This is a genomic window from Propionivibrio sp. (assembly GCF_047602565.1).
Taxonomy (GTDB): domain Bacteria; phylum Pseudomonadota; class Gammaproteobacteria; order Burkholderiales; family Rhodocyclaceae; genus Propionivibrio.
Genome location: NZ_JASGGX010000001.1, coordinates 495,188 through 520,379, shown reverse-complemented (window position 1 = coordinate 520,379; position 25,192 = coordinate 495,188). Strand labels below are relative to the sequence as shown.

Below are 25,192 nucleotides of genomic sequence, written 5' to 3'. Positions count from 1 at the left end.
ACGGCCCCGTTCCTGCCCATGTCGCGGGCCGAGATGGACGCGCTCGGCTGGGATTCGTGCGACGTGATCGTCGTCTCCGGCGACGCCTACATCGACCACCCCAGCTTCGGCATGGCGCTGGTCGGGCGGCTGCTGGAGGCGCAGGGCTTCCGCGTCGGCATCATCGCGCAGCCCGACTGGCATTCGGCCGAACCGTTCCGCGCGCTGGGCCGGCCGAACCTGTTCTTCGGCGTCTCGGCCGGCAACATGGATTCGATGGTCAACCGCTACACCTCCGACCGCAAGATCCGTTCAGAGGACGCCTATACGCCCGACGGCGCGGCCGACCGGCGTCCCGACCGCGCCGTGGTGGTCTACGCGCAGCGCTGCCGCGAGGCCTACCCGGAAGCCAACGTGGTGATCGGCTCGATCGAGGCCAGCCTGCGCCGCATCGCCCACTACGACTATTGGTCGGACAAGGTGCGGCGCTCGGTGCTGCCGGATTCCAAGGCCGACCTCCTGATCTACGGCAACGCCGAGCGCGCGCTGATCGCCCTGGCGCACCGGCTGGCGGCCGGCGAACCGATCGCGCAGATCCGCGACCTGCGCGGCACGGCTTTCATGGTCCCGCCCGGCTGGCGCCCCGGCGCCGATTGGGCGGAGGTCGACTCGACGGACGTCGATACGCCGGGGCCGCTGATCCGGCACGCCAATCCCTACGGCGAAGCGGAAGGCGTGCCGCCGGATATTCCACCGGACGGACGGGAAACCCAGCCGGTCCGCTTCCAGCCGGCGGCCGCGCGCAAGCTCGACCGCGCCCGCACGGTGGTCCGGCTGCCGTCCTACGAACAGGTCAGGGACGACCCGGTGCTCTACGCGCACGCCTCGCGCACCTTCCACCTGGAATCGAACCCCGGCAACGCGCGGGCGCTGGCGCAGGCGCATGGCGAGGGCGCCGGGCGGCGGGACGTCTGGCTCAATCCGCCGCCGATCCCGCTGTCCACGCCGGAGATGGACGGCGTCTACGGCCTGCCGTACCAGCGCCGGCCGCATCCCGCGTACGGCGACGCGAAGATTCCGGCCTACGAAATGATCCGCTTCTCGATCAACATCATGCGCGGCTGCTTCGGCGGCTGCACCTTCTGCTCGATCACCGAGCACGAGGGGCGCATCATCCAGAGCCGGTCCGAGGCATCGATCCTGCGGGAGATCGAGGACCTCCGCGACAGGACGCCGGGCTTCACCGGCATCATCTCCGACCTCGGCGGGCCGACCGCCAACATGTACCGCCTGGCCTGCAAGGACCAGCGCATCGAGCGCGCCTGCCGGCGGCTTTCCTGCGTCTACCCGGACGTCTGCGAGAACATGGGCACCGACCACGGCCCGCTGATCGCGCTCTACCGCAAGGCCCGCGCCATCCCCGGTGTCAAGCGCGTGCTGATCGGCTCCGGCCTGCGTTACGACCTCGCCGTGCGCGCGCCGGAGTACGTGCGGGAGCTGGTGGCGCACCACGTCGGCGGCTACCTCAAGATCGCGCCCGAGCACGTCGAGCCGGGACCGCTCGCGCACATGATGAAGCCGGGCATCGGCAGCTACGACGCCTTCAAGCAGATGTTCGAGCGCTTCTCGAAGGAGGCCGGCAAGGAGCAGTACCTGATCCCGTACTTCATCGCCGCGCATCCCGGCACCACCGACGCGGACATGCTCAACCTGGCGCTCTGGCTCAAGCGCAACGACTTCCGCCTCGACCAGGTGCAGACCTTCCTGCCGACGCCGATGGCGCTGGCCACGACGATGTACCACAGCGGACGCAACCCGCTGAAGCAGGTCGGCCGTCAATCGCCGAAGGTGGACACCGTGCGCGCCGGCCGCCAGCGCAAGCTGCACAAGGCCTTCCTGCGCTACCACGACCCGGAGAACTGGCCGCTGCTGCGCGAGGCCCTGCGCCAGATGGGCCGCGCCGACCTGATCGGCAACGGCAAGAAACATCTGGTGCCGCATTTCCAGCCCGCGGGAACCGGGCTGCGGCAGGGCCGGGCCGGCGCCGCAACGGCCAATGCGACGGAGCGCGCCGCCGGGCGGCGTCCCCCGCCCGGCGCCAAGATCAAAAAGAAGCGGTGACCGCCGCGAGCAACCCGGATTTGCGGCCCGCCGGCGCCTTGGCTATACTCCGGGAGCAGTTGGAGATGGCATTCCTCCCTTAAACGCCCCGCTTCAGTAGTTCAGCGAGGCTGATGATGCCTACGTGACCCCGGATGGGAGGCGTAGGCACGGCTCTTGTCCGATCAAGATCAACAACAGGACAGGACCATGTGGAGACCAACTCTCGCAATCTCGATCGGCGCGGCGCTGGGCGCCCTGTTGCGCTGGCAGCTCGGCGCCCGGCTCAACAGCATTTTCCCCACGCTGCCGCCCGGCACCTTGATGGCCAACCTGATCGGCGGCTACATCATCGGCGTCGCCGCCGCCTTCTTCGCCCAGGCGCCGGGCATCGCGCCGGAATGGCGCCTGTTCATCATCACCGGCTTCTGCGGCGGACTCACCACCTTTTCCACCTTCTCGGCGGAAGTTACCTCTCTGCTCCAGGAAGGTCGCGTGACCTGGGCCATCGGCGCGATCGCCACCCATGTGAGCGGTTCGCTCCTGGCCACCCTGGCCGGCCTGGCGACCTGGCACCTGATCAAATCCGCCTGAACATCGAGGAGCATGGCATGAAAGGCTACCAAATCACCTTCTTTACCCAGCAGGATCACATGCATCGCAACAAGCCGGCCGCCGAATGGCTGATGCATGCCGCGCGCGAACTGGGAGTCCGGGGCGCGACCGTCATCTCGGGCACCGAAGGCTACGGCAAACACCGAAAAATCCACTCGGCCCGCTTCTTCGAACTGGCGGATCAGCCGCAGGAAGTGCTGATGGCCATGTCGGAGGAGGAAGCCGTCCGCCTTTTCGCTTTCCTGGAGCAGGAGGGCATCCACCTGTTCTACGTGAAATCGGTCGTCGAATACGGCACGCTCGGAGAGCTCGACCAATGACGGATACCTGGCTGCTGGCCGCCCTCTGGCTCGGGCTGGCGCTGGTGGCCAGCCTGCTCTCGATCTGGCTGCGCATCGCGACGGCGCTTTCGGAAATCGTCGTCGGCGCCATCGCGCAACTGCTGATCGGCGCGTTCGTCGGCGGTATCGCCCTGGGCGCCGACGAGTCCTGGGTGAAATTCCTCGCCGGCACGGGCGCCATCGTCCTCACTTTCCTGGCCGGCGCCGAACTCGATCCGCACGTGCTGCGCCGCAAGTGGAAGGAATCGATGGCCGTCGGCCTGATCAGCTTCGCCGCGCCGTTCTTCGGCTGCGCGGCGGTCGCCCATTGGGGGCTGGGCTGGGGCGCGCCGGCGAGCTGGCTGGCCGGGATCGCCATGTCGACCACTTCGGTCGCCGTGGTCTATGCGGTGATGCTGGAATTCGGCTTCAACGCTACGGACTACGGCAAGACGGTGCTTGCCGCCTGCTTCATCACCGACCTGGCGACGGTGCTGGCGCTCGGCTTCATCTTCGCGCCATTCACCGTCCGGACGGCGATCTTCTTCGCGGTTTGCGCGGCGGCGTCCGCCGTGCTGCCCTGGGGCACGCCCCGGTTTTTCCACCGCTACGGCAATCGCCCCTCGGAGCTCGAAGCCAAGTTTCTGCTGTTCTGGCTGTTCGCCTTCGGCGGGCTGGCCGCCTGGGCGGACAGCGAGGCCGTCCTGCCGGCGTACCTGATCGGCATGGTGCTGGCGGGAACGGTCGGCAAGGACCATGCGCTGATCCGCCGCCTGCGCACGCTGACCTTCGGACTGCTGACGCCGTTCTACTTCATCCGCGCCGGTTCGCTGGTCTCGATGCAGACGATCGTCGCCGCGCCGCTCGCCCTGTTCGTCCTGCTCTTCGCCAAGATGTTCATCAAGGTCGCCGGCGTCTATCCGGTCGCCCGGTTCTACAAGTCGCCGCGCCAGGAAGCCGCCTATACGACCCTGCTGATGTCAACCGGCCTGACGTTCGGGACGATTTCGGCGCTGTTCGGACTCTCGCACGCGATCATCGACCGCGCCCAGTATTCCTACCTGGTCGCCGCCGTGATCGGCAGCGCGGTCGTGCCGACCCTGGTCGCCAACGCATTCTTCCTGCCCCGGCACCTGCTGCAGGATGCCGGCGGCAAAGCTCGATCATCCTAGGGAGGCGAAGCCATGTTCCAGAAGATTCTCGTGGGTTACGACGGTTCCGAGCCGGCCGACAAGGCCATCGCCCTGGCGCTCGATCTCGCCGAACGCTGCCACGCGGCGATCCGCGTGCTGTCGGTGGCCCGGCCGCCGGAGTTCGGCGAGGAGGTCGAGACCGAGGCCGTGCTGGAGCATTCCCGCAAGCACTACCACGAGGTGCATAAACCCCTGCGGCAACTGGCGGCGGATCGCGGCATCGACCTCGACTGCGCGGTGGCGGTCGGCCATCCGGCCGAGCGCATCCTCATCGAATCCGAGCGCTGGGGCGCCGATCTGATCGTCATCGGCCACCGCGGGCGGGGCCTCATGCAGCGCTGGCTGCTGGGCTCGATCGCCAAGCAGATTCTCAACCATGCCGGGTGTCCGGTGCTGCTGGCGCGCTGAGCAGTGAACGCGCCGGCCCGACGATTCAAGCTTCCGGCGGCATCCGGCATTTTCGAACCGGATACCGCCATCATCGACCCATACTAAAAGGAGATCAGCATCATGATACGTACCATCCAATCCGTCCGCGCCCTGGAGATCCTGGATTCGCGGGGCTTCCCGACCCTCCGCGTGCGCGTGGCGCTGGACGATGGCAGCAGCGCGACCGCCTCGGTCCCGTCCGGCGCGTCAACGGGCGCCAACGAGGCGGTCGAGCTGCGCGACGGCGACGCCGGGCGCTACCTCGGCAAGGGCGTCCGCACGGCCGTCAACCACGTCAATACCGAGATCGCGGCCGCGCTCGCCGGACGCGCCGCCACCGAACAGGCGGCGATCGACGCGCTGTTGATCGAGCTGGACGGCACGGAAAACAAGGCCAGGCTCGGCGCCAACGCGATTCTCGGCGTCTCGCAGGCGGTGGCGCGCGCCGCCGCCTGTTCCTGCGGCCTGCCGCTTTACGCTTACCTCGGCGGCGCCGGCGCGACGCATCTGCCGGTGCCGATGATGAACGTGCTCAACGGCGGCAAGCACGCCGATTCGAGCCTCGACTTCCAGGAATTCATGATCATGCCGGTCGGCGCGCCGTCGCTCGCCGAAGCCTTGCGCTACGGCGCCGAGACTTTCCAGGCGCTGAAGAAGATCCTGTACAGCAAGGGCTACGCCACCTCGGTCGGCGACGAAGGCGGCTTCGCGCCGCAGCTCAAGGGCGGCAACGACGAAGCCTGTGAACTGATCGTCTCGGCCATCGAGCAGGCCGGTTATCGACCGGGCCGCGACATCGCCATCGCGCTCGATCCGGCCGCGTCGTCTTTCTACGAGGACGGCAAATATCGCTTGAGCCGCAGCGGCCAGGGTGACAAGACCAGCGCCGAGATGATCGCGCTGTTCGAGCAATGGATCGACCGCTACCCGATCGTTTCCATCGAAGACGGTCTGGCCGAAGATGATTGGACAGGCTTCGCGGCGATGACGCAGCGGATGGGGGGACGCATCCAGATCGTCGGCGACGACCTGCTGGTCACCAATCCGAAGTACGTCGCCCGCGGCATCGCCGAGAAGGCCTGCAACGCGGCGCTGATCAAGCTCAACCAGATCGGCACGGTCAGCGAGACGATCGACGCGATCCGCCTGTGCCGCAAGGCCGGCTGGGGCTTCGTGATCTCGCACCGCTCGGGCGAGACCGAGGATGCCTTCATGGCCGATTTCGCCGTGGCCATGGGCGGCGGGCAGATCAAGACCGGCTCGATGTGCCGCAGCGAACGGATCGCCAAGTACAACCGGCTGCTGGAGATCGAGGCCGAACTCGGCCGGGCGGCGCGCTTCGGCGCCTGAACGGAGCCCGCCGTGGAGCCGGAACGGATGACGGCCAGCCTGCCCACCGGCCGCCCCCGGTTCCACAGCCTCCTGTTTCGGGAGACGGAAGGCGAGGCGGAGGGGGAAATCTACTCCGCCGACTTCTTCCGCGATCTGTCCCTCGACCGGATCATCGACGCCATCACCGCCGACTGGCGGGAATACGACCTGGCGCCGCTGTTCCGCAGCCTGCTGTCGGACCCCGCCACGATCCGCTATCGCCAGGAGATCATGCGCGACCTCGACGGCGGCGGGGCCTTGCCGGCCGTCCGGGCGTTTGCCGAGCGGATGCGCACGCTGCGCGTCCGCCTGGAGAACCGCGACAAAAGCTATTACGCGCACGAGAAGCAGTATTGGTTCCTCGCCGCCTGCGACAGCTACTGCACCGGCGTCGAGGCGCTGCGCGACGGCCTCGGCGGGCTGGACCTCGGCGCGGCCGGCCTGCGGGCCTTGCGCGACGCGCTCGCGGACTACGTCGATTCCGCCGGTTTCGTCCGCCTCCGTTCGGAGATGCGGCGGCTCCAGTCCGATCTCGGCGCGATCCGCTACGGGCTGCTGCTCCACGGTCCGGTCATCACCGTGCGGCCGTACGACGGCGGTGACGACTACAGCGCAGCCGTCGAGGAAACCTTCGCCAAATTCCGGCGCGACGCGGCGCGCAATCGCCTCGTCGAGTCTCCCGAACAGGCGGGAATGAACCACGTCGAGGCGCAGATCGTCGAGCGCGTGGCGCTCCTTTTCCCGGAGGTCTTCGGCCGCCTGCGCGCGTTCTGCGCCGAGCATGCCGATTTCCAGGACCGGATGATCGCGCGCTGCGACCGGGACGTTCAGTTCTACCTCGCCTTTCTCCGCTACGTCGAGAAGTTCAGGCGTGCCGGCCTGCGCTTCTGCTACCCGGAACTGTCGCGCCGCTCGAAGGAAATCGCCGTCGAAGGCGCCTTCGATGCCGCGCTCGCCGGCAAGCTCGTCGACGAGAAAACGCCCGTGGTCTGCAACGACCTGCACCTTTCCGGGCGCGAGCGCATCCAGGTCGTCACCGGTCCGAACCAGGGCGGGAAGACCACGTTCGCCCGGATGTTCGGCCAGCTGCATTACCTTGCCCGCCTCGGCGTCCCGGTCCCCGGCGCCAGCGCCCGGCTGTTTCTCTGCGACCGCCTGTTCACGCATTTCGAACGCCAGGAGGACATCGGCAACCAGCGCGGCAAGCTGCAGGACGATCTGGTCAGGATTCGCCGGATACTGGAGCGGGCGACGCCGGACAGCATCGTGATCATGAACGAGATATTTTCCTCGACGACGCTCAGGGACGCCGTTTATCTGGGCAGGAAGATCATGGCGGAACTATCGCGGCGCGACATGCTCGCGCTGCTCGTCACCTTCCTCGACGAGTTCGACGGCCTTCGACGGCAAAACCGTCAGCCTGGTCGGTTCGGCGTCGCAGGCCGATCCGTCGCTGCGCACCTATCGGGTGGAGCGCCGGCCGGCCGAGGGGCTGGCCTACGCCCTGGCGATCGCCGAAAAGCACGGCGTCACGCGGGAACGCCTGAAGGCGCGGATTCGGCCATGAAGGCGCTCCTGATGCACCTGGACCGCGACTTCGACCCGGAGCAGGACCTGCCCCGCCACGCACCGGCCGTGACGCAGGACCTGGCCCTGGAGACGGTGCAGCACGCCATGGCCGGCGACGACCGCTTCCTCCACGACGTGGCGCACGCGGCGCTGCTGTCGAGCCTGGGCAGCGACCGGGAAACGATCCTGTACCGGCAGGAGATCGTCAGGGACTGCCTGCGGCATCCGGAAGCGATCGCCCAGTTCTACGGGCTCGCCGCCGGGGCCATCGACGGCAAGGACAAGCTCCGCTTCAGCATCTTCTCCCGTTATCCTCCCGGCATCCTGTACGACGCGATGGCCCTGATGCGGATGCTGATGGACTCCCTCGTGAAGGTCAGGCATTTCGCCGACGCGCATGCCGGCCTGTTCGAATCGCAGGGGCTGTCCGCCCTGATGGCGATGCTGCGCCGCGAGCTTTCCGACGACTATCTCGCCGTGATCCGGGAACACCTGAAACGACTGGAATTCAAGGATGGCCTCCTGCTGAGCGCGCAGCTCGGCGTGGGCCATGCAAGCTGCGGGCACGTGCTGCGGCAGCCGCGCGGGAAGCCTCCGCACTGGCTCGCGCGCCTGCTCGGCCGGGGCCAGCCCGGATACAGCTTCCGCATCGGCGAGCGCGACGAGGCCGGCGCGAGAATCCTGTCGGATTTGCGCAGCCGGGGAATCGGCCTGGTCGCCAACGCCGTCGCACAATCGGCCGAGCACATCGCCGGTTTCTTCGCGACGCTGCGCACGGAACTGGCCTTTTACATCGGCTGCCTGAATCTGCATCGCAGGCTGGATGCGCTGGGCGTTCACTCAAGCTTTCCCGTCCCGGCGGACGCGCCGGAACGCGGCCTGCATTGCGCCGGCCTGAGCGACGTCTCGCTCGCGCTGACGATGGAACGCGCCGTGGTCGCCAACACGGTGAACGCCGACGGAAAAGGGCTGGTCGTCGTGACCGGCGCCAACCAGGGCGGCAAATCGAGCTTCCTGCGCAGCCTCGGGCTGGCATACGTGATGATGCACGCCGGCATGTTCGTAGCCGCGAGCGATTTCGGCGCCGCCCCGTGCGCCGGCCTGTTCACCCATTACAAGCGCGAAGAAGATGCGTCGCTGGCGCACGGCAAGTTCGACGAGGAACTGGCCCGCCTCAGCGAGATCGCCGACGCCATCACGCCCGGTTCGATCCTCCTGTGCAACGAATCGTTCGCTTCGACCAACGAGCGCGAAGGCTCGGAAATCGCCCGGCAGGTGGTCGACGCCTTGCTGGAACGGCGCATCCGGGTGTTCTTCGTGACGCACCAGTACGATTTCGCGCGCAGCCGCTTCGAGCAAGACGGGGACGAAACGCTCTTCCTGCGCGCGGAACGCCTGGCCGATGGGCAGCGCAGCTTCCGGGTGGTGCCCGGGGAGCCGCTGGAAACGAGTTACGGCGAGGATTTGTATGCAACGATCTTCGGCGCGGAAGCGTAGCGGTCCGGGCGCGGGACGGGCAGGCGCGCTCCGCCGCCGTGATTGGCGGGCAGTTTTGTTTACCGGAGGAAAAACGATGATCGAACTCAGCATCCCGGGATCGGGAACATTCGTTCTGGAACATCTCGTACTCGACTTCAACGGCACGCTCGCCTGCGACGGATGCCTGTTGCCGGGTGTCGGCGAACGCCTGACGGCGTTGGCCCGGCGGCTGCGGGTCCATGTCGTGACCGCCGATACGTTCGGCCAGGCAAAGGAGGCGTTGCGCGGCTTGCCCTGCGGCGTCTCCGTGCTTCCGGCTGGGAATCAGGCGGCGGCGAAACTGGCGTACCTGCAAAAACTCGATGCCGCCAAATGCGCCAGCATCGGCAACGGACGCAACGACCGGCTGATGCTCGAACACGCGGCGCTCGGCATCGCCGTCATCCAGCAGGAGGGCGCTGCCACGGTGGCGCTGGCGGCGTCCGACGTCGCCGCCACGAGCATCCTGGACGCCCTGGATCTTCTCGCCAATCCGTTGCGCCTCGTGGCGACGCTGCGGGATTAGCCGCCGAAAGTCCTTTCGGCCTTTCTGGCGTCCTGGCACGGTAGAATTGCGTTCGGCATGTCCGCCGATAAACCAACCTGCCGCCGGATGAGCTTCCTTCGCGGACGTGATCGAGACGACATCAAAACGAGGGGCGGCCAGATCTTGCCGAAATCACCAGGGGCGTTCCTATGACTTTCAACTTCAACGATCCGCTGAAACAGGAAATCTGGGCGACCGTGCGCGCCATGAATGACGCCTGGACAAAGGGCGACCCGGACGACCTTGGCAAGTTTTTTCATCGAGACATGGTGGCCATCACCGCGACTGATCGAAATCGCCTCGACGGCGGCGCTGCCTGCATCGCCGGGTGGAAGGGCTTTTCCAATGCGGCCCGTATTCATCGCTGGGAGGAAATCGATCCGGTAATCCACGTCTATGGCGATTCCGCCGTCGTCTCCTACTACTTCGACATGTCCTTCGACATGGGGGGACAGACAATCGACACGGGAGGGCGGGACATGTTTTTCTTCGTCAGGGAAAATGGCAGGTGGTGGGCGGTGGCGGATCAGTACTCTCCCTATCCGGCCTGACCCGTCAGCCGGCCTCACTCTCGACCATCTCTACGCGCCATGTCCTCTAAACGTGTGGCTGTGCTCAGCGACATTCATGGAAACCTTGCCGCGCTTGAAGCGGTGGTCAAGGACATGAAGCGGCGAAGTGTCGACACCGTCGTCAACCTTGGCGACAGTCTTTCCGGTCCATTGTTGCCACGGGAAACGGCGCAATTCCTCATGTCGCAGGACTGGATGCATCTTGCCGGCAATCATGAGCGTCAGCTTTTGACACATGGTCCGGGGCAACGCAGCGCCTCCGATGAATTCGCGCATTCCCAGCTGACGTCCACGGAATTCGCTTGGCTTGCCTCGCTACAGAAGAGTGTTCGACACACCCACGACATCCTGTTGTGCCACGGCACCCCGGCAAGCGATATGGAGTACTTCCTCGAGACGGTCGAGCCTGGCGGTCTTCGCATGGCGGGACGCATGGAAATCGATGCGCGCCTCGGCGAAGAGCGTTCGGCGGTCGTCGTCTGCGGACACTCCCATATTCCCCGGTCGGTACGCTCTTCCAGCGGTCAACTGATCGTCAATCCGGGAAGCGTTGGACTGCCCGCCTACGACGACATTCATCCTTTCCCGCATGTCGTGGAAACGGGTTCTCCCGACGCGCGTTATGCCATCATTGAACGAACAGAAGGGCGTTGGTCATGCGAGCTTATTTCGATTTCATATGATCACCGCTCCATGGAACAGCTTGCCCTGGCGCGGCAAAGGCCCGACTGGGCTCGCGCCTTGTCATGCGGTTACATGTCCTGAGTACACTTGCACTTCGACTATTGGACGCTACCCCCAATGCCGACAATCCTCCGCGCGCTTCAAGCCGACATCACCACCCTGGCCGTCGACGCCATCGTCAACGCGGCGAACTCGTCGCTGCTTGGCGGCGGCGGGGTCGATGGGGCCATTCATCGGGCCGCCGGGCCGGAATTGCTGCAAGCGTGCCGGCTGCTCGGCGGCTGCCGGACGGGCGACGCCAAGCTCACCAAGGGGTATCGCCTGCCGGCCAGGTACGTCATCCACACGGTGGGGCCGGTATGGCATGGCGGAGCGAGCGGGGAGCCTGAGCTGCTGGCCTCCTGCTATCGGCGCTCGCTGGAGTTGGCGGCCTCGGCCGGCGTCGTCTCGATCGCGCTGCCGAGCATCAGCACGGGCGTGTATGGCTACCCGATCGAACTCGCGGCCGAAATTGCCGTGTCGACGGTGAGACAGTCGCTGCAGCAGCCGTCCACCGTCGCGGAAGTCATCTTCTGCTGCTTCTCCGCCAATGACTTGCGGGTTTACGAGCGGGCGCTGGCACGGACGGCGGCCTGACTGCGGGTTTGCATCGGCGGGTGCGTTTCACACCCGCCGTACCGGGCCCGGATAGCGGGCCACCATCGCGTCCGCCGTCAGCAGAGTGATGCCTTCGACGGTGGCCTGCGCCACCAGCATCCTGTCGAACGGGTCTTTGTGGATGGGCGGCAGGCTATCTATCGCCACCGCATGTTCGCTGGCAACCGGCAATTCGCTGTAACCGTTGTCGAACAGCCCACGGCGCAGCAGCCGTGCGTCGGCCTTGAAGTCGTCTCGGGCCAACCCTTGCTTGATCGCGATTTCCCACAGGCTGGCGGCGCTGAAAAACAATTCGTTCTCCGGATCATCCATCAGTTTCCGTGCTTCGGCAGGCAGGCGGTCAGGCATTCCGGCGGCCCACAGCAGCAGATGGGTATCGAGCAGGAGCTTCATGCCTCACCCTCGAAAAGCCGCGCAATTTCGCTCTCACCCATACGGTCGAAGTCGTCGGGCACCTCGATCTGTCCGGCCATGAATCCCAGGCGTTTTTGCTGGCCGGATTCCGGCGCGTTCAATGCCACCACCTTGACCAGCGGTTTGCCCGCCTTGGCGATGATGAACGATTCCCCCTCCGCAGCCTGTTCGACCAGACGCGACAGATGTGTCTTGGCTTCATGGATATTGACTGTTTGCATGATGATCTCAGGTAAACTAAGTCTCGTTAGTCTAGTTTGATTGGGTGGCGTATGTAAACCAAACAATGCCAAAATTCGTGGCATGACCCACTTGGAAAGGAGCGCACGGTGAAATCGGAAAAGGACAAGATGCTTGCCGGCGAGCTCTACGACAGTTCGGACGCGGTGCTCGTCGCCGCACGCCGCCGGGCAAGGGATCTGTGCCGGCGCTTCAGCACGCTGCCGCTCTCGGCCACGGAGGAGGAGCGCGCTGCGCTGCTGGCGGAACTGTTCGGCCGGGCGACGGATGCGCACGTCACGCCGCCGTTCCAGTGCGACTACGGCGTGAACATCACCCTGGGCAGGAACGTCTATTTCAACTTCAACTGTGTCGTCCTCGACGTGGCCCGGGTGGTCATCGGCGACAACGTGCTGTTCGGTCCGTCGGTGCAGCTGTATACGGCCGGGCATCCCCTCGACGCGGAGCAGCGGCGGCGGGGGCTCGAGTTCGGCAAGCCCGTCACCATCGGCGACGACGTCTGGATCGGCGGCGGCGTCGTGATCTGCCCCGGCGTCACGATCGGCGCGGGCGCGGTCATCGGGGCCGGCAGCGTGGTCACCCGGGACGTGCCTCCCGCCGTGCTCGCGGCGGGCAATCCCTGCCGTGTCATCCGGCCCCTGGAGTGAGGACGCATCCGGTCATGTCCGGGCGCGGCGCCGCGTATCGAACCGGAACGCGCAGGCAAGCGGCGGATCGAACACCGCAAGGCCGTTGACGTCCCCGACGATCGCCTGGCGATCCGCGAGGCGCCGGCGGGTCAAACGCGCAAGCGTTTTTCCGGTGCGCCCGGCCGGGCGACACCATTGAGAAAGGAAACGTCATGAGCAATTCCGTCCGCCTGCACCGCGTTTTCCGCGCGCCCGCCGAGCGCCTGTATCGCGCCTTCCTCAATTCCGACGCGATGGCCAAATGGCTGCCGCCGCACGGCTTCACCGGCCGCGTGCATCACCTGGACGCCCGCGTCGGCGGCAGCTACCGGATGTCCTTCACCAACCTGGCCACCGGCCACAGTCAGGCCTTCGGCGGCGAATACCTCGAACTCGTACCCAACGAGCGCCTGGTCTACACCGACCGTTTCGAAGACCCCAATCTGCCGGGCGAGATGCGCACCTCGGTCACGCTGCGTCCGGTGAGCGTGGGCACCGAGGCCGATATCGTCCAGGCAGGCATCCCCGACGTGATTCCGGCCGAAGCCTGTTATCTGGGCTGGCAGGAGTCGCTGCAGTTGCTGGCGTGGCTGGTCGAGGCGGAGATTCCGGAGCCGTGATCCGTCGAGCGTCACCGGCGCCGTGGCGCGCTATTCCTGCGCCGGCCGCCTGAGCATGTCCTCGATGCGCGCGCCGACGGCCTCGGTGCCGCCGAAAACGGTGCCGTAGCGGCGGTCGTCGAGGTTTTTCCGGTTGCTCCGGTAAACGGCGTCGGCGAGCGGGACGTAGTTCTGCCGCTTGACGATGCGGGCGCCGTTGTCCAGGTAATGCTCGACGAATGCGCGGACCTCGCTCCGCTCCAGGGCGCGCTCGGCGACGTAGATGAAGATCGGCCGGGAGAGCGGGGCGTAGCTGCCGTTTTCGACGGTCGCCGGCGACGGCAGCACCGGGCCGTGGCCGTTGTCGATCGGCACGGCCTTGAGCTTGCGCCGGTTTTCGAGGTAGTAGGCGTACCCGAAGTAGCCGATCGCGCCCGGGTTGCGCTTGACGCCGCGCACGATCAGGTAATCGTCTTCCGAGGCGATGTAGTCGCTGCGCGCTTGCCTGGCCTTGCCGACGATGGCCTCGGTGAAGTAATCGAAGGTGCCCGAGTTGGCCCCCGGTCCGTAGAGCCGGAGGCGCACGTCCGGAAAGGACGGGTCGATCTGCTGCCAGGTGGCGACCCGGCCCTTGGCCGCCGGCTCCCACATCCGCTTGAGCTGCGCCGGCGTCAGGGACTGCACGAAATCGTTCCGCGGATTGACCACGACGGTCAGCGCATCGTAGCCCACCGGCATTTCCACGTAGCGGACGCCGGCTTCGCGGCAGGCCTGCATCTCCTTGGCCGAGATGGGGCGCGAGGCGTTGGAGACGTCGGTCTGGCCGCGGCAGAACTTGGCGAAACCGCCGCCGGTGCCGGACACCGCGACCTCGACGTTGACGTTCTTTCTCGCCGCTTCGAATTCTTCGGCCACGGCGTTGGAGATGGGGTAGACGGTCGAGGAGCCGTCGATTTTGACGACGGCGGCACCGGCGGCTGGCAGGGTCAGGCATGCGGCGGCGACGGCGGCGAGGAGCGTGTGCGGGGTCATGTTGGTTTCCGGAGCGGGGCGGCGAGGGCGGAGAAAAAAATCAGGCGCGGCTCAGGTGGACGACGAGATTCGCCTCCTGGGCGCGGAAAACGATCGGGATGGCGTATGGCGTGCCGTCGGTCCGCGGCGCCACGGCCGGGTCGTCGCGCTTGAAGGCGCGGGGCGGCGAGATGGCGAGCGTCTCGCCGAAATAGCGGCGCGCGCGGCCGGAGAGGGTGTTGGCGATCTCGCCGACGACGTCCAGGTAGTCGGCTTCCGCATAGCTGCCGTGCCCGGAGGCCAGGAGGATGAAGTCGAGCAGCCGCCGGGGGGCGGAAAAGCAGATGCTGCCGCGGTAGCCGCCGCCGATCTCGATCAGCCCGTTGTAATCCTCGCGCAGGACCGGCTCGCTTTGCTGGAGCAGCCAGGCCGAGCGGATCTGCGCCGGGTCGCCGGTAGTCACCTCGAAATATTCGGTGATGGCGCCGGCCAGGATTTCGATGTCTTCGGGTTGCAGTTCGCAGGACATGCGGTCATTCCATGAGTTCGATCAGGGCGTCCGCGATTTCCTCGTCGCGGAACGGCTTGTGGATGAAGCCGTGGGCGCCGCGGCGCACCGCCCGCAGCGCGGTGGCTTTGTCGGACAGGGCCGAGACCACGAGAATCCGCGCGTCGGGCAGCATGGCGGCCAGCTGCCCGATGCATTCCTCGCCGTCGAGTTCCGGCATCGTCAGATCCAGGGTGACCAGCGTCGGCGACTGCTCGCGCGCCACGGCGAGCGCCTGCGCGCCGTTGGCGGCGAGGCCCACGATGGCGATGCCGGACAGCTCGGCGCGGGAACACAGCCGCGCGATGCGGTTGCGCACGAGCATCGAGTCGTCGACGATCAGCAGGCGATGCGTGGCGGCCATGGCGTTCATGCGGGCTTGTGGATGACGAACTCGGTGAACCGTCCGGTGCCGGACAGCAGGCGCAGGCCGGCGCCGGCGCGGTCGATCGCCGCGCGCACCACGGCCATGCCGTCGCCCCGGCCGGCGTGCCGGTGCGCCGCGTCCAGCGTCGAGAAGCCCGGCTCGAAGAGCAGGGAGACGATCTGGCGGTCGCCCATGTTCCGCACGTCGGATTCCGAGCCGCGTCCCGTCTCGATGGCGCGGCGGCGCAGGTCCGGCAGGGAAATGCCGGCGCCGTCGTCGCGGACGTGGATGCGGTAGCCGGCGGCGCCTTCGAGCGTGAAGCGCAGCCGGATGCAGCCGGACGGCGCCTTGCCGCGCCGCACGCGGGTCTCGGGGTCCTCGATGCCGTGCACGACGGCGTTGCGGATCAACTGCGGCAACGCCTCCCGGCACAGTTCCAGCAGCTCGTCGGAAACCGCGCTGAGCGGCGGAAACTCGGCTTCGAAGAACACTTCCTTGCCCAGCTCGCCGGCGATTTCGGCGCCGAGCCGTTCGAGCGCCGCGACGATCGGCGTCAGGGCGTCAGGCGTCGCAGCTTCGGCGGTAGCGTCGCCCGCGGCGGCGAACCGGGCTATCCGGCCGACCACGGATTCGACCGTGCCGATCCGCTCGAGCAGTTCGTTGACGCCGACCGCGACCGCGATGAAGTCCTCGCCGGCGAGCGCCTTGTCTTCCCGCAGGCGGGCCAGATCGTCCTCCAGCGCATGGGCGTGGCGCTCGACCGCGCCGATGTTCAGCAGGGCCGCCTCGCCCTTGATCGCATGGATGTTGCGCGCCGCATAGTTGAGGGTGCGGGCGTAGGACGCGGCGTCCGGGCGCACGTTCTGCAACTCGCCGTTGATCTGCCCGATGCGCGCCTTGGCGTCGGCGATGAAGGCCTGCACCAGCGCGGGGTCCTGGTCGACCACGCCGAGCAGGAGTTCGACTTCCGTCCTGGCGCGCGCCTCGGTGGAGGCCAGTTCGCGCTGCAGCAGCACCTCGCGGGTGACGTCGAGGACCGACACCAGCAGCGAATCGACTGCGCCGCCGACGCGGACCTGCTCGAAGGTGAAGTTCAGGTGCTTGGTGCGGTGGCGCGCGTCGTCCGGCGTGGCGACCTCGATTTCCGTCAGCGGATTGAGCTGTTCCAGCAGGACCGGCTTGACCTTCCTGTCGAACAGCATGGCGATGAAGCCGGCGGCGTTTTCGCGCGCCTCGGCGTCGGCGAGCACGGGCGCCAGCACGTCGTCCATGAAATGCGCCTGCGGCGGGAGCGGCCGGCCGAACAGGCGTTCCAGGGAGGCCGAGCGCTGTGCGCCGATGCGTCCGTCGGCGTGCAGCAGGAACAGCCCCTGGTGTACCGTGCCGAGGATGTCCAGGGTCTCCTTGCGCGCCGCGGCGGCGCGCCGGTCGCTGGCCTCGAGCTGGCGGATGAACTTGAAGACGATGAAGACGAAGTTGAGCAGCGCCAGCGAGATGGCGGTGATCTGGATGGTGCGGATGGCCGTGGTCTTGCCGCGCGAGATGTCCTCCATCTGCTGCGTCAGGTCGTCGGAGAGCTGCAGCAGTTTCAGGTTGCGCGACACCGTCTTGACCGACACCGGCTGGATGTCGCCGAGCGTCAGCCCGTCCTTGCGTTCGAGCATTCTCCCGACGTCGCGCCCGAGCGGGCGCCATTCGGCGGCGAGTTCCTCCAGCAGCCGGTTGCGCTCGTCGTGCGCCTCGCGGTCGCCGAACAGCCCGGCGAACGGGCCCTGCCGCGACTCTCCCAGCCTGGCCAGCGCATCGTCGAATTCGTCGCCGGCTTCGAGAATCTGGGCCAGGCTGGTCTGCGTCGGCAAACCGTCCCGCACCTCGTCCTCCAGCGTCAGCATCGCCTTGGCGAGCTGCTGGGAAACCATGCGCAGTTCGCCGGCGGTGTTGATCTCGGAGGCGTCCTGCTCGATTTCCCGCGAGGCCACCACGTTGAAGGCCAGCACGCCGACGTCGATCACCAGGAAGAGCACGATGGCCAGCACCAGGCCGGCGTATTTGCCGAAGGAAGTCGGTACGTTCATGTTGTTTTCGTTCATCCGCAGCGCATTTTTGTCGCGTCATTCTGGAGCACGGCGGTTACTGCCGTATTACAGTCCGCTCCGGGCCGCGCCGGCGAGCGTCCGGCGGCGGAGCGGCCGGCCCGGCGTGTGATAGAATCGCACCCCTTTTCAATGAGTTGCCCCTCCATGTCCCGCCCCGTCCGCAACATCGCCATCATTGCCCACGTCGACCACGGCAAGACCACGCTGGTCGACAAGCTGCTCCAGCAGGCCGGCACCTTCGCCGCCCACCAGCACGTCGCCGAGCGCGTCATGGATTCGAACGACCTGGAGCGGGAACGCGGGATCACCATCCTGGCCAAGAACCTGGCCGTGGACTACGCGGGCGTGCACATCAACATCGTCGACACGCCGGGACACGCGGACTTCGGCGGCGAGGTGGAGCGGGTGCTGGGCATGGTCGACGGCGTGCTGCTGCTGGTCGACGCGGTCGAGGGGCCGATGCCGCAGACGCGCTTCGTGACCAAGAAGGCGCTGGCCCTCGGCCTGAAGCCGATCGTCGTGGTCAACAAGATCGACCGCGACGGGGCGCGCCCCGACTGGGTCGTCGACCACACCTTCGACCTGTTCGACAAGCTCGGGGCGACCGACGAGCAGCTCGACTTCCCGGTGATCTACGCCTCGGCGCTCGACGGCCACGCCACGGCCGACCTGAAGACGCCCGGCACCGACATGCGCCCGATGTTCGAGGCGATCCTGCAGTACGTCCCGGCGCCGGAAGCCGACGACGTTGACGGCCCGCTGCAATTGCAGATCGCCGCGCTGGATTATTCGTCCTACGTCGGCCGCATCGGCATCGGCCGCATCCAGCGCGGCCGGCTGCGGCCCGCGCAGCAGGTGACGGTGATGTACGGCCAGCCCGACGCCGACGGCAATTTCGAGCACGGCGCGCCGAAGAACGCCAAGGTCAACCAGGTGTTCGGCTTCCGCGGCATCGAGCGCACGCCGATGGACGAGGCGGTGGCCGGCGACATCGTGCTGGTGACGGGCATCGAAGAGCTGTCGATCGGCTGCACGATCACCCAGCCGGACGCGCCGGAAGCCCTGCCGATGCTCAAGATCGACGAGCCGACGCTGAACATGACCTTCATGGTCAACAACTCGCCGTATGCCGGCACCGAAGGCAAGTTCGTCACCAGCCGCCAGATCCGCGAGCGCCTGCACAAGGAACTGCTGACCAACATGGCGCTGCGCGTCGAGGACACCAGCGACACCGATTCCTTCCTGGTCTCCGGGCGCGGCGAGCTGCACCTGACGATCCTGCTCGAAACCATGCGCCGCGAAGGCTACGAACTGGCGGTCGGGCGGCCGCGCGTGATCTTCAAGACGATCGCCGGCGAGCAGTGCGAGCCCTACGAAATGCTGACGCTCGACGTCGAGGAAAACCATCAGGGCGCGGTCATGGAAGCCCTCGGCTACCGCAAGGGCGATCTGCAGGACATGGTTTCCGACGGGCGCGGCCGCGTCCGCCTCGAATACCGCGTGCCGGCGCGCGGCCTGATCGGCTTCCAGGGCGAATTCATGAACCTGACGCGCGGCACCGGCCTGATGAGCCACGTGTTCGACGACTACGCGCCGGTCAAGGGCGACATCCCTGGCCGCCGCAACGGCGTGTTGATCTCGGCCGAGCACGGCGAGGCCGTGGCCTACGCGCTGTGGAAGCTGCAGGACCGCGGCCGCATGTTCGTGGTGCCCGGCGATCGCCTGTACGAAGGCATGGTCATCGGCATCCACTCGCGGGAGAACGACCTCGTGGTCAACCCGATCAAGGGCAAGCAGTTGACCAACGTCCGCGCTTCGGGCACCGACGAGGCGGTGCGCCTGACGCCGCCGGTCCAGCTCACGCTGGAATCCGCGGTCGAGTTCATCGACGACGACGAACTCGTGGAAATCACCCCGAAAAGCCTGCGCATCCGCAAGCGCTACCTTTCCGAACACGAACGCCGCCGGGCGTTGCGCAGCGAAGGCAGCTGAGGCGCCGCGCGCGTTCGCTTCGACGCCCGGCTTCCGCCGGGACGCCGAGGTGTTCCATTGTTCGCCGCAGGGCGGAAATTTTTCGCAATTTATTATTTAAAACAATATATTGCGATGTTTTCCTAAAATAAATGTAAAGTTTCGCCCTTTTTTTCCGTTAGAACGCTTGGAAAGCGGCGCCGCCGTTCCCGGGAAACCGGAATCCGGCACACCGGCGCCGGAAAACGTTTGGGGATCGTGGGAGAGAAGGCAGAACAACATGAGTCACGACAATACCTCGCTATTCCAGTCGAACCGGCCGGCCTCGCGCCGCCTGCACCGCCGTTTCCCGCAGCCCGTGCCCGCGCAGCCGTGCGCGGTCCTCACGCCGCGCGCCCATACGGCGGCGGTGCAGACGCTGCTCGGCCTGTCGAGCGAGGTGGTGCGGGACGCCGGCATGCTCCAACTCCTGGCCGCGGAAATGCGCATCGCCGAATTGGAGAAGGCCCTGGCGGAGGCCCGCAGCGCGGCCTTCGCCGACCCGCTCACCGGCGCCCTCAACCGCCGGGGTTTCGAGCGCGCCTACGCGCGCGAAATGGCGCGCACCCGCCGCAGCGGCGGACGCCTGGCCCTGGTGATGATCGATCTCGACGACTTCAAGGCGCTCAACGACCGGTACGGGCACATGGTCGGCGACCGGGTGCTGGTGCACCTGGTGCGCGTGCTGCAGGACGCGATGCGTCCGTCCGACGCGCTGTGCCGGTTCGGCGGCGAGGAATTCGTGCTGATGCTGCCGGACACCTCGGTCGGCGACGCCTGCAAGGCCGTGCGGCGCTTCCTCGGCGAATTCTCGGCGCGCCGGGCGCCGGGCATGGCGCAGCCGGCGACCTTCAGCGCCGGCGTGATCGGCCACGATTACTTCGAATCGCTGGAGGAAGCCCTCCAGCGGGCCGACGCCGCCACCTACGCCGCCAAGCGCGCCGGCAAGAACCGCATCGTCGCCGGCTGATCGCCGCCGGCCCTCGGGCCGCCGGGCGCGGTGATGGTAAACTCCCGGACTTTCGGCGTTCCATCACCTTCCACCCGGACACGGCCTCCATGCGCTACATCTCGACCCGCGGCGGCGCCTCGTCGCCCAGCAAGACCTTCACCGAAATCCTGCTCGGCGGCCTCGCGCCCGACGGCGGGCTGTACCTGCCGGAAGACTATCCGCAGGTGACGCGCGCCGAGCTGGACCGCTGGCGCGGGCTGTCGTACGCCGAGCTGGCCGGCGCCGTGCTCGCCAAGTTCATCGACGACATTCCGGCGGCCGACCTGCAGGCGCTGGCCGACACGACCTACACCGCCGCCGTGTACTGCAACGGCCGCAATCCGGAACGGGCGGCCGAGATCACGCCGGTGCGCTGGCTGGAGCCGGGGCTCGGCCTGCTCGAACTGTCGAACGGCCCGACGCTGGCGTTCAAGGACATGGCCATGCAGCTGCTCGGCAACCTGTTCGAGTACGTGCTGGCGAAAAAGGGCGAGGCGATCAACATCCTCGGCGCGACCTCCGGCGATACCGGCTCGGCGGCCGAGTACGCCATGCGCGGCAAGTACGGCATCCGCGTGTTCATGCTCTCGCCGCACGAGCGCATGAGCGCGTTCCAGCGCGCGCAGATGTATTCGCTGCAGGACGCCAACATCTTCAACATCGCCGTGCGCGGCGTGTTCGACGACGCGCAGGACATCGTCAAGGCGGTCTCCAACGACCACGATTTCAAGGCCCGCTACAAGATCGGCGCGGTCAATTCGATCAACTGGGCGCGCGTTGCCGCGCAGGTGGTTCTACTACTTCAAGGGCTATTTCGCCGGCACCCGGTCGAACGACGAGCGGGTGGCCTTCGCCGTGCCGTCGGGCAACTTCGGCAACATCTGCGCCGGCCACGTCGCGCGCATGATGGGCCTGCCGATCGGCCGGCTGGTGCTGGCGACCAACGAGAACGACGTGCTCGACGAGTTCTTCCGCACCGGCGTCTATCGCCCGCGCGGCACGGCCGATACCTGGACGACGACCAGCCCGTCGATGGACATTTCCAAGGCGTCCAACTTCGAGCGTTTCGTCTTCGACCTGGTCGGCCGCGACCCGGCCGTGGTGCGCGAACTGTGGAGCAAGGTCGACGCCGGCGGCAGCTTCGACCTGTCGGCGACGCCGTACTTCGCCGCCTTGCCGGAATTCGGCTTCGTCTCCGGCAAGAGCACCCACGCCGACCGGCTGGCGACGATTCGCCGGACCTACGAGCGCTACGGCGTGATGATCGACACGCACACCGCCGACGGCCTCAAGGTGGCGCTGGAGCAGCGCCCGGACGACATGCCGACGCTGGTGCTGGAAACCGCGCTGCCGGCCAAGTTCGAGGAAACCATCGTCGAGGCGCTGGGCCGCCGGCCCGATCGCCCGGCCGCCATGGCCGGCATCGAAGCGCTGCCGCAGCGCGTCGAGGTGATGGACGTTGACGCCGACGCCGTGAAGCGCTTCATCGCGCGGCAGCTGGCAGCGCGCTAGTCCGCGGCCCGCCGCGAATGCAAAAAGGGCACGCCATGTGCCCTTTTTCGTTTTCTCCGCGCGGAGGCGTCAGAGGTACAGGACGGCCGGGAAGACCAGCACCGCCAGGGCGATCACCAGCCATTCGAGGTTGTGGCGGGCGAGGAATCCGGTGAAATGGAGGATCAGGATGGTTATAGCAACCACGTAGAACAACGCGAACAGCATAACTTCCCTTTCTTTTTATGGGTGCGGCCGGCAGATGTACGCCCGCAATGAATTCTTATATCGGCAACCGCGGCGACTTCATTAGGGGTATCTGCCGGATTTCCCCCTGGGTTGCCCGTCGCTTCTATTCCTCCTGGAAACGCATCGACAGGTCCAGCGCGCGCACGTCCTTGGTCAGGCTGCCGACCGAAATCCGGTCGACGCCGGTTTCGGCGATGGCCCGCACGGTTTCCAGGCTGACGTTGCCGGAGGCTTCCAGGACCGCTTTGCCGGCGGCGATGGCGACCGCCTCGCGCATCCGCTCGAGATTCATGTTGTCGAGCAGGACCATGGCCGCGCCGGCCGCGAGCGCCTGCCGGAGCTGATCGAGATTTTCGACCTCGACCTGGACGAACTTGCAGCGGCCCGACGCCCCGGCGATTTCCTGCGCCGCCGCCACGGCCGCGGCGATGCCGCCGGCCGCCACGATGTGGTTTTCCTTGATCAGGATGGCGTCGTGCAGGCCGATGCGGTGGTTGCCGCCGCCGCCGCACAGCACCGCGTATTTTTGCGCCAGACGCAGGCCGGGCAGCGTCTTGCGCGTGTCCACCACCTGGGCGCGGGTGCCGGCCACCGCGTCGGCGTACTGCCGCGCCTTGCTGGCCACGCCGGAAAGCATCTGCAGGAAGTTCAGCGCGGTGCGCTCGCCGGTCAGCAGGGCGCGCGCCGGGCCGGCCAGCGCGCAGACCAGCTGGCCCGGCGCCAGGCGTTCGCCGTCGCGGGCGTGCCAGACGATTTCGATGGTGGCGTCGAGTTTCCTGAAGCACCGTTCGAACCAGGCCGTGCCGCACAGCACGGCGTGCTCGCGGGAGACGACGGTGGCGCGGGCGATGCGGCCGGCCGGCACGAGCTGCGCCGTGAGGTCGCCGGCGCCGACGTCCTCGGCCAGCGCGGCGGCGACGTTGCGTTCGATCTCGGCGTCGCTCAGGTAGTCGGGCAGGGATGGGGCAGGGCTGTTCATGGGGGGCTGGAGGTGTGGAATGGGAAGGGGAATTCTATCATCGCGCTCCGGCCGGCAGGCGTGGCGCGGCCACCGGGAGCAGGGCGTGGCGGGCGAACCGATGGCCGTCCCACGCCAGGTATTCGCCGCGCTCCTCGCGCCAGTCGGCCAGCACCCAGCGTTCCACGTGGATGCCGTCGACCAGGTGATCGTGCTCGGCGGGGCGGTGCGTATGGCCGTGGATCAGCGTGGCGTAGCCGTGCCGGCGCAGGAAGTCGTCCGTGGCCGCGGCGTTGAGGTCCATCGCCTGCGCGGTCTTTTCGCGCTTGGAGGCCTCGCTGCGCAGGCGCATCGCGGCGGCGGCGGCCTGGCGCTCGGCCAGCGGCCGCGCCAGGAACGCGGCGCGCCAGGCCGGCGCGCGCACCTGCGCGCGGAACGCCTGGTAGTCGGCGTCGTCGGTGCATAGCGCGTCGCCGTGCGAGAGGACGAACTGCCAGGCGGGCAGCGAGAGGACGTACGGGTCCGGCAGCAGAGTGGCGCCGGATCGCTCGGCGAAACGGTCGCCGAGCAGGAAGTCGCGGTTGCCGTGCTGGACGGCGACGCCGGTGCCGCTGTCGGCAAGGGCGCGCAGGCGGTCGGCGACGGCGCGGGCGAAATCGTCCTCGGGGTCGTCGAGGGCGTCGTCGCCCGGCCACGCCTCGAACAGGTCGCCGAGGATGAAGATCCGCTCGGCGCTACGCGCCTCGCCGGCGAGGTAGTCGAGGAACAGGCGCGTGATGCCGGGCGCGTCGGGCGAGAGGTGCAGGTCCGACAGGAAGTGGAGCACGGCGCGGACCCGGCGGGAGGTTCAGCAGACTTCGGCGCGTTCGATGATCACGTCGTCCTTCGGCACGTCCTGGTGGAAGCCCGAATTGCCGGTCTTGACGCCCTTGATCTTGTCGACCACGTCCGTGCCCTCGACCACCTTGCCGAAGACGCAGTAGCCCCAGCCGTTGCCGCTCGGCAGCTTGAAGTTGAGGAAGTCGTTGTCCGCCACGTTGATGAAGAACTGCGCGGTGGCCGAGTGTGGATCGCCGGTGCGCGCCATGGCGATGGTGTAGGCGTCGTTCTTCAGCCCGTTGTCGGCTTCGTTCTTGATCGGCGTCTTGCAGGGCTTCTGCTTCATCCCCGGCTCGAAGCCGCCGCCCTGGATCATGAAGCCGTCGATCACGCGGTGGAAAATGGTGTTGTCGTAGTGCCCCGCCTCGGCGTAGGCGAGGAAGTTCTTCACGGTTTCCGGCGCCTTTTCGGCGTCGAGGTCGAGGGCGATGACGCCGAAATTGGTGTGCAGCTTGATCATGGCGGTTCCTGGTTATTTGTCGGAGAGGATTTTGACGGACTGGATGACGACCGGTTCAACCGGCACGTTCTGATGCATGCCGCGATTGCCGGTCGGCACCTTGGCGATCTTGTCGACCACGTCGATGCCCTGGGTGACCTTGCCGAACACGGCGTAGCCCCAGCCGTCCTGGCCGGGATAGTCGAGCGCGGCGTTGTCCCGGTGGTTGATGAAGAACTGCGCGGTGGCCGAATTGGGGTCGGCGCGCCGCGCCATGGCGATCGTGCCGCGCTGGTTCTTCAGGCCGTTCTTCGCCTCGTTCTGGATCGGCTTGCCGGTCTTCTTCTCCTCCATCGACGCCGTGAAACCGCCGCCCTGGATCATGAAACCGTCGATCACGCGGTGGAAGATCGTGCCGTCGTAGTGGCCGTCCTTCACGTATTTCAGGAAGTTCTCCACGGTGGCGGGCGCCTTGTCGGCGTTCAGCTCGATGACCAGGCGGCCCTGGCTGGTCTGCATTTCCACGCTGGGCGCGGCCGCTGCGGCGGTGGCCGCAGTGGCGATTGCCAGCGCGGCCGCGGCGAACAGTGATTTCATGGTTCCTCCTGTGAAAGTCGGTCCGGCGGCCGCCCCGGCGTGGCGGGCGGCGAGGCGCGGACGGAATGGATGAAGCGTCCGG

At 67.1% G+C, this 25,192-nt stretch carries 26 protein-coding genes, 1 pseudogene and 1 riboswitch; of the genes and pseudogenes, 16 read left to right on the top strand and 11 right to left on the bottom strand.

Annotated elements, in window-relative coordinates:
- Positions 1-18: 18 nt before the first annotated feature.
- From QM701_RS02395 to QM701_RS02345, 11 genes are all read left to right on the top strand, one after another.
- Positions 19-2,100, top strand: a complete 2,082-nt coding sequence (locus QM701_RS02395; RefSeq protein WP_415169331.1) for a YgiQ family radical SAM protein — start codon at positions 19-21, stop codon at positions 2,098-2,100.
- 52 nt (positions 2,101-2,152) lie between these two features.
- A riboswitch (Fluoride riboswitch) is annotated at positions 2,153-2,230 on the top strand.
- A gap of 59 nt (positions 2,231-2,289) precedes the next feature.
- Entirely contained in the window at positions 2,290-2,673 is a 384-nt protein-coding gene (gene crcB / locus QM701_RS02390; RefSeq protein WP_415165501.1) for a fluoride efflux transporter CrcB, read from the top strand.
- 17 nt (positions 2,674-2,690) lie between these two features.
- Entirely contained in the window at positions 2,691-3,014 is a 324-nt protein-coding gene (locus tag QM701_RS02385; protein WP_415165500.1) for a DUF190 domain-containing protein, read from the top strand.
- Complete coding sequence (locus tag QM701_RS02380; RefSeq protein WP_415165499.1) at positions 3,011-4,186, top strand: cation:proton antiporter; 1,176 nt, start codon at positions 3,011-3,013, stop codon at positions 4,184-4,186. The genes QM701_RS02385 and QM701_RS02380 overlap by 4 nt, the downstream gene beginning before the upstream one ends.
- A 12-nt stretch (positions 4,187-4,198) precedes the next feature.
- Positions 4,199-4,615, top strand: a complete 417-nt coding sequence (locus QM701_RS02375) for a universal stress protein (RefSeq protein ID WP_415165498.1) — start codon at positions 4,199-4,201, stop codon at positions 4,613-4,615.
- 105 nt (positions 4,616-4,720) lie between these two features.
- A complete protein-coding gene (eno, locus tag QM701_RS02370) occupies positions 4,721-5,986 on the top strand; it encodes a phosphopyruvate hydratase (protein WP_415169330.1) in 1,266 nt (421 codons plus the stop codon).
- A gap of 27 nt (positions 5,987-6,013) precedes the next feature.
- Positions 6,014-9,073, top strand: coding sequence for a MutS-related protein (locus tag QM701_RS02365; RefSeq protein ID WP_415165497.1), 3,060 nt, complete (start codon positions 6,014-6,016; stop codon positions 9,071-9,073).
- Between the two features lie 76 nt (positions 9,074-9,149).
- On the top strand, positions 9,150-9,620 hold the full coding sequence (locus QM701_RS02360; RefSeq protein WP_415165496.1) for an HAD family hydrolase: 471 nt from the start codon (positions 9,150-9,152) through the stop codon (positions 9,618-9,620).
- 170 nt (positions 9,621-9,790) lie between these two features.
- Entirely contained in the window at positions 9,791-10,192 is a 402-nt protein-coding gene (locus tag QM701_RS02355) for a nuclear transport factor 2 family protein (RefSeq protein WP_415165495.1), read from the top strand.
- Between the two features lie 60 nt (positions 10,193-10,252).
- The gene (locus tag QM701_RS02350) at positions 10,253-10,978 is read left to right on the top strand and encodes a metallophosphoesterase family protein (RefSeq protein WP_415165494.1); all 726 of its coding nucleotides are present in this window, start codon (positions 10,253-10,255) and stop codon (positions 10,976-10,978) included.
- 36 nt (positions 10,979-11,014) lie between these two features.
- Positions 11,015-11,533, top strand: a complete 519-nt coding sequence (locus tag QM701_RS02345; protein WP_415165493.1) for an O-acetyl-ADP-ribose deacetylase — start codon at positions 11,015-11,017, stop codon at positions 11,531-11,533.
- 27 nt (positions 11,534-11,560) lie between these two features.
- Here the strand turns inward: QM701_RS02345 and QM701_RS02340 are convergent, their stop codons facing one another.
- A complete protein-coding gene (locus QM701_RS02340) occupies positions 11,561-11,947 on the bottom strand; it encodes a type II toxin-antitoxin system VapC family toxin (RefSeq protein WP_415165492.1) in 387 nt (128 codons plus the stop codon).
- Positions 11,944-12,189: a type II toxin-antitoxin system Phd/YefM family antitoxin gene (locus QM701_RS02335; RefSeq protein ID WP_415165491.1), complete on the bottom strand. Its 246-nt coding sequence runs from the start codon at positions 12,187-12,189 to the stop codon at positions 11,944-11,946. Before QM701_RS02335 ends, QM701_RS02340 begins: the two co-directional genes overlap by 4 nt.
- Before the next feature lie 108 nt (positions 12,190-12,297).
- Here QM701_RS02335 and QM701_RS02330 point away from each other — a divergent pair, with 108 nt between their 5' ends.
- Positions 12,298-12,855: a maltose acetyltransferase domain-containing protein gene (locus tag QM701_RS02330; RefSeq protein WP_415165490.1), complete on the top strand. Its 558-nt coding sequence runs from the start codon at positions 12,298-12,300 to the stop codon at positions 12,853-12,855.
- Positions 12,856-13,049: 194 nt separating this feature from the next.
- Positions 13,050-13,496: an SRPBCC family protein gene (locus QM701_RS02325; RefSeq protein ID WP_415165489.1), complete on the top strand. Its 447-nt coding sequence runs from the start codon at positions 13,050-13,052 to the stop codon at positions 13,494-13,496.
- A 30-nt stretch (positions 13,497-13,526) separates the two neighbouring features.
- On the opposite strand, the gene QM701_RS02320 is transcribed toward QM701_RS02325, so the two are convergent.
- The 4 genes from QM701_RS02320 to QM701_RS02305 are packed head-to-tail and all read right to left on the bottom strand — an operon-like array spanning position 13,527 to position 17,475.
- Positions 13,527-14,507: a PstS family phosphate ABC transporter substrate-binding protein gene (locus QM701_RS02320; RefSeq protein ID WP_415165488.1), complete on the bottom strand. Its 981-nt coding sequence runs from the start codon at positions 14,505-14,507 to the stop codon at positions 13,527-13,529.
- Between the two features lie 40 nt (positions 14,508-14,547).
- Entirely contained in the window at positions 14,548-15,015 is a 468-nt protein-coding gene (locus QM701_RS02315; protein ID WP_415165487.1) for a chemotaxis protein CheX, read from the bottom strand.
- A gap of 4 nt (positions 15,016-15,019) precedes the next feature.
- On the bottom strand, positions 15,020-15,406 hold the full coding sequence (locus tag QM701_RS02310; RefSeq protein WP_415165486.1) for a response regulator transcription factor: 387 nt from the start codon (positions 15,404-15,406) through the stop codon (positions 15,020-15,022).
- Positions 15,403-17,475 (bottom strand): ATP-binding protein, encoded by a 2,073-nt coding sequence (locus QM701_RS02305; RefSeq protein ID WP_415165485.1) that lies wholly within the window; start codon positions 17,473-17,475, stop codon positions 15,403-15,405. Before QM701_RS02305 ends, QM701_RS02310 begins: the two co-directional genes overlap by 4 nt.
- A gap of 165 nt (positions 17,476-17,640) precedes the next feature.
- On the opposite strand from QM701_RS02305, the gene typA reads away from it, so the two are divergent.
- The 3 genes and pseudogenes from typA to thrC all read left to right on the top strand — a co-directional run bounded on the left by typA (position 17,641) and on the right by thrC (position 22,009).
- Entirely contained in the window at positions 17,641-19,488 is a 1,848-nt protein-coding gene (typA, locus tag QM701_RS02300) for a translational GTPase TypA (RefSeq protein ID WP_415165484.1), read from the top strand.
- Between the two features lie 259 nt (positions 19,489-19,747).
- Positions 19,748-20,476, top strand: a complete 729-nt coding sequence (locus tag QM701_RS02295) for a GGDEF domain-containing protein (RefSeq protein WP_415165483.1) — start codon at positions 19,748-19,750, stop codon at positions 20,474-20,476.
- A gap of 89 nt (positions 20,477-20,565) precedes the next feature.
- A pseudogene (thrC, locus tag QM701_RS02290) lies at positions 20,566-22,009 on the top strand (threonine synthase).
- Between the two features lie 69 nt (positions 22,010-22,078).
- On the opposite strand, the gene QM701_RS02285 reads toward thrC, so the two are convergent.
- The 5 genes from QM701_RS02285 to QM701_RS02265 form a co-directional block, all read right to left on the bottom strand.
- The gene (locus QM701_RS02285) at positions 22,079-22,216 is read right to left on the bottom strand and encodes a hypothetical protein (protein WP_415165482.1); all 138 of its coding nucleotides are present in this window, start codon (positions 22,214-22,216) and stop codon (positions 22,079-22,081) included.
- A 124-nt stretch (positions 22,217-22,340) separates the two neighbouring features.
- Entirely contained in the window at positions 22,341-23,216 is an 876-nt protein-coding gene (gene nadC, locus QM701_RS02280; protein WP_415165481.1) for a carboxylating nicotinate-nucleotide diphosphorylase, read from the bottom strand.
- A gap of 37 nt (positions 23,217-23,253) precedes the next feature.
- Positions 23,254-24,021 (bottom strand): UDP-2,3-diacylglucosamine diphosphatase, encoded by a 768-nt coding sequence (locus QM701_RS02275; RefSeq protein ID WP_415165480.1) that lies wholly within the window; start codon positions 24,019-24,021, stop codon positions 23,254-23,256.
- Positions 24,022-24,042: 21 nt separating this feature from the next.
- The gene (locus QM701_RS02270) at positions 24,043-24,534 is read right to left on the bottom strand and encodes a peptidylprolyl isomerase (RefSeq protein ID WP_415165479.1); all 492 of its coding nucleotides are present in this window, start codon (positions 24,532-24,534) and stop codon (positions 24,043-24,045) included.
- Positions 24,535-24,546: 12 nt separating this feature from the next.
- A complete protein-coding gene (locus tag QM701_RS02265) occupies positions 24,547-25,110 on the bottom strand; it encodes a peptidylprolyl isomerase (RefSeq protein WP_415165478.1) in 564 nt (187 codons plus the stop codon).
- Positions 25,111-25,192: the final 82 nt, after the last annotated feature.

Bases quoted from the DNA above. Each gene is read 5' to 3' on its own strand.
- QM701_RS02340 (WP_415165492.1), bottom strand. From the start codon at position 11,947: ATGAAGCTCCTGCTCGATACCCATCTGCTGCTGTGGGCCGCCGGAATG.
- QM701_RS02315 (WP_415165487.1), bottom strand. From the start codon at position 15,015: ATGTCCTGCGAACTGCAACCCGAAGACATCGAAATCCTGGCCGGCGCC.
- QM701_RS02325 (WP_415165489.1), top strand. From the start codon at position 13,050: ATGAGCAATTCCGTCCGCCTGCACCGCGTTTTCCGCGCGCCCGCCGAG.
- typA (WP_415165484.1), top strand. From the start codon at position 17,641: ATGTCCCGCCCCGTCCGCAACATCGCCATCATTGCCCACGTCGACCAC.
- QM701_RS02380 (WP_415165499.1), top strand. From the start codon at position 3,011: ATGACGGATACCTGGCTGCTGGCCGCCCTCTGGCTCGGGCTGGCGCTG.
- QM701_RS02375 (WP_415165498.1), top strand. From the start codon at position 4,199: ATGTTCCAGAAGATTCTCGTGGGTTACGACGGTTCCGAGCCGGCCGAC.
- QM701_RS02360 (WP_415165496.1), top strand. From the start codon at position 9,150: ATGATCGAACTCAGCATCCCGGGATCGGGAACATTCGTTCTGGAACAT.
- QM701_RS02345 (WP_415165493.1), top strand. From the start codon at position 11,015: ATGCCGACAATCCTCCGCGCGCTTCAAGCCGACATCACCACCCTGGCC.
- QM701_RS02265 (WP_415165478.1), bottom strand. From the start codon at position 25,110: ATGAAATCACTGTTCGCCGCGGCCGCGCTGGCAATCGCCACTGCGGCC.
- QM701_RS02285 (WP_415165482.1), bottom strand. From the start codon at position 22,216: ATGCTGTTCGCGTTGTTCTACGTGGTTGCTATAACCATCCTGATCCTC.
- QM701_RS02305 (WP_415165485.1), bottom strand. From the start codon at position 17,475: ATGAACGTACCGACTTCCTTCGGCAAATACGCCGGCCTGGTGCTGGCC.
- crcB (WP_415165501.1), top strand. From the start codon at position 2,290: ATGTGGAGACCAACTCTCGCAATCTCGATCGGCGCGGCGCTGGGCGCC.
- QM701_RS02320 (WP_415165488.1), bottom strand. From the start codon at position 14,507: ATGACCCCGCACACGCTCCTCGCCGCCGTCGCCGCCGCATGCCTGACC.
- QM701_RS02270 (WP_415165479.1), bottom strand. From the start codon at position 24,534: ATGATCAAGCTGCACACCAATTTCGGCGTCATCGCCCTCGACCTCGAC.
- QM701_RS02335 (WP_415165491.1), bottom strand. From the start codon at position 12,189: ATGCAAACAGTCAATATCCATGAAGCCAAGACACATCTGTCGCGTCTG.
- QM701_RS02295 (WP_415165483.1), top strand. From the start codon at position 19,748: ATGAGTCACGACAATACCTCGCTATTCCAGTCGAACCGGCCGGCCTCG.
- QM701_RS02310 (WP_415165486.1), bottom strand. From the start codon at position 15,406: ATGAACGCCATGGCCGCCACGCATCGCCTGCTGATCGTCGACGACTCG.
- QM701_RS02385 (WP_415165500.1), top strand. From the start codon at position 2,691: ATGAAAGGCTACCAAATCACCTTCTTTACCCAGCAGGATCACATGCAT.
- nadC (WP_415165481.1), bottom strand. From the start codon at position 23,216: ATGAACAGCCCTGCCCCATCCCTGCCCGACTACCTGAGCGACGCCGAG.
- QM701_RS02365 (WP_415165497.1), top strand. From the start codon at position 6,014: ATGACGGCCAGCCTGCCCACCGGCCGCCCCCGGTTCCACAGCCTCCTG.
- QM701_RS02395 (WP_415169331.1), top strand. From the start codon at position 19: ATGTCGCGGGCCGAGATGGACGCGCTCGGCTGGGATTCGTGCGACGTG.
- QM701_RS02355 (WP_415165495.1), top strand. From the start codon at position 9,791: ATGACTTTCAACTTCAACGATCCGCTGAAACAGGAAATCTGGGCGACC.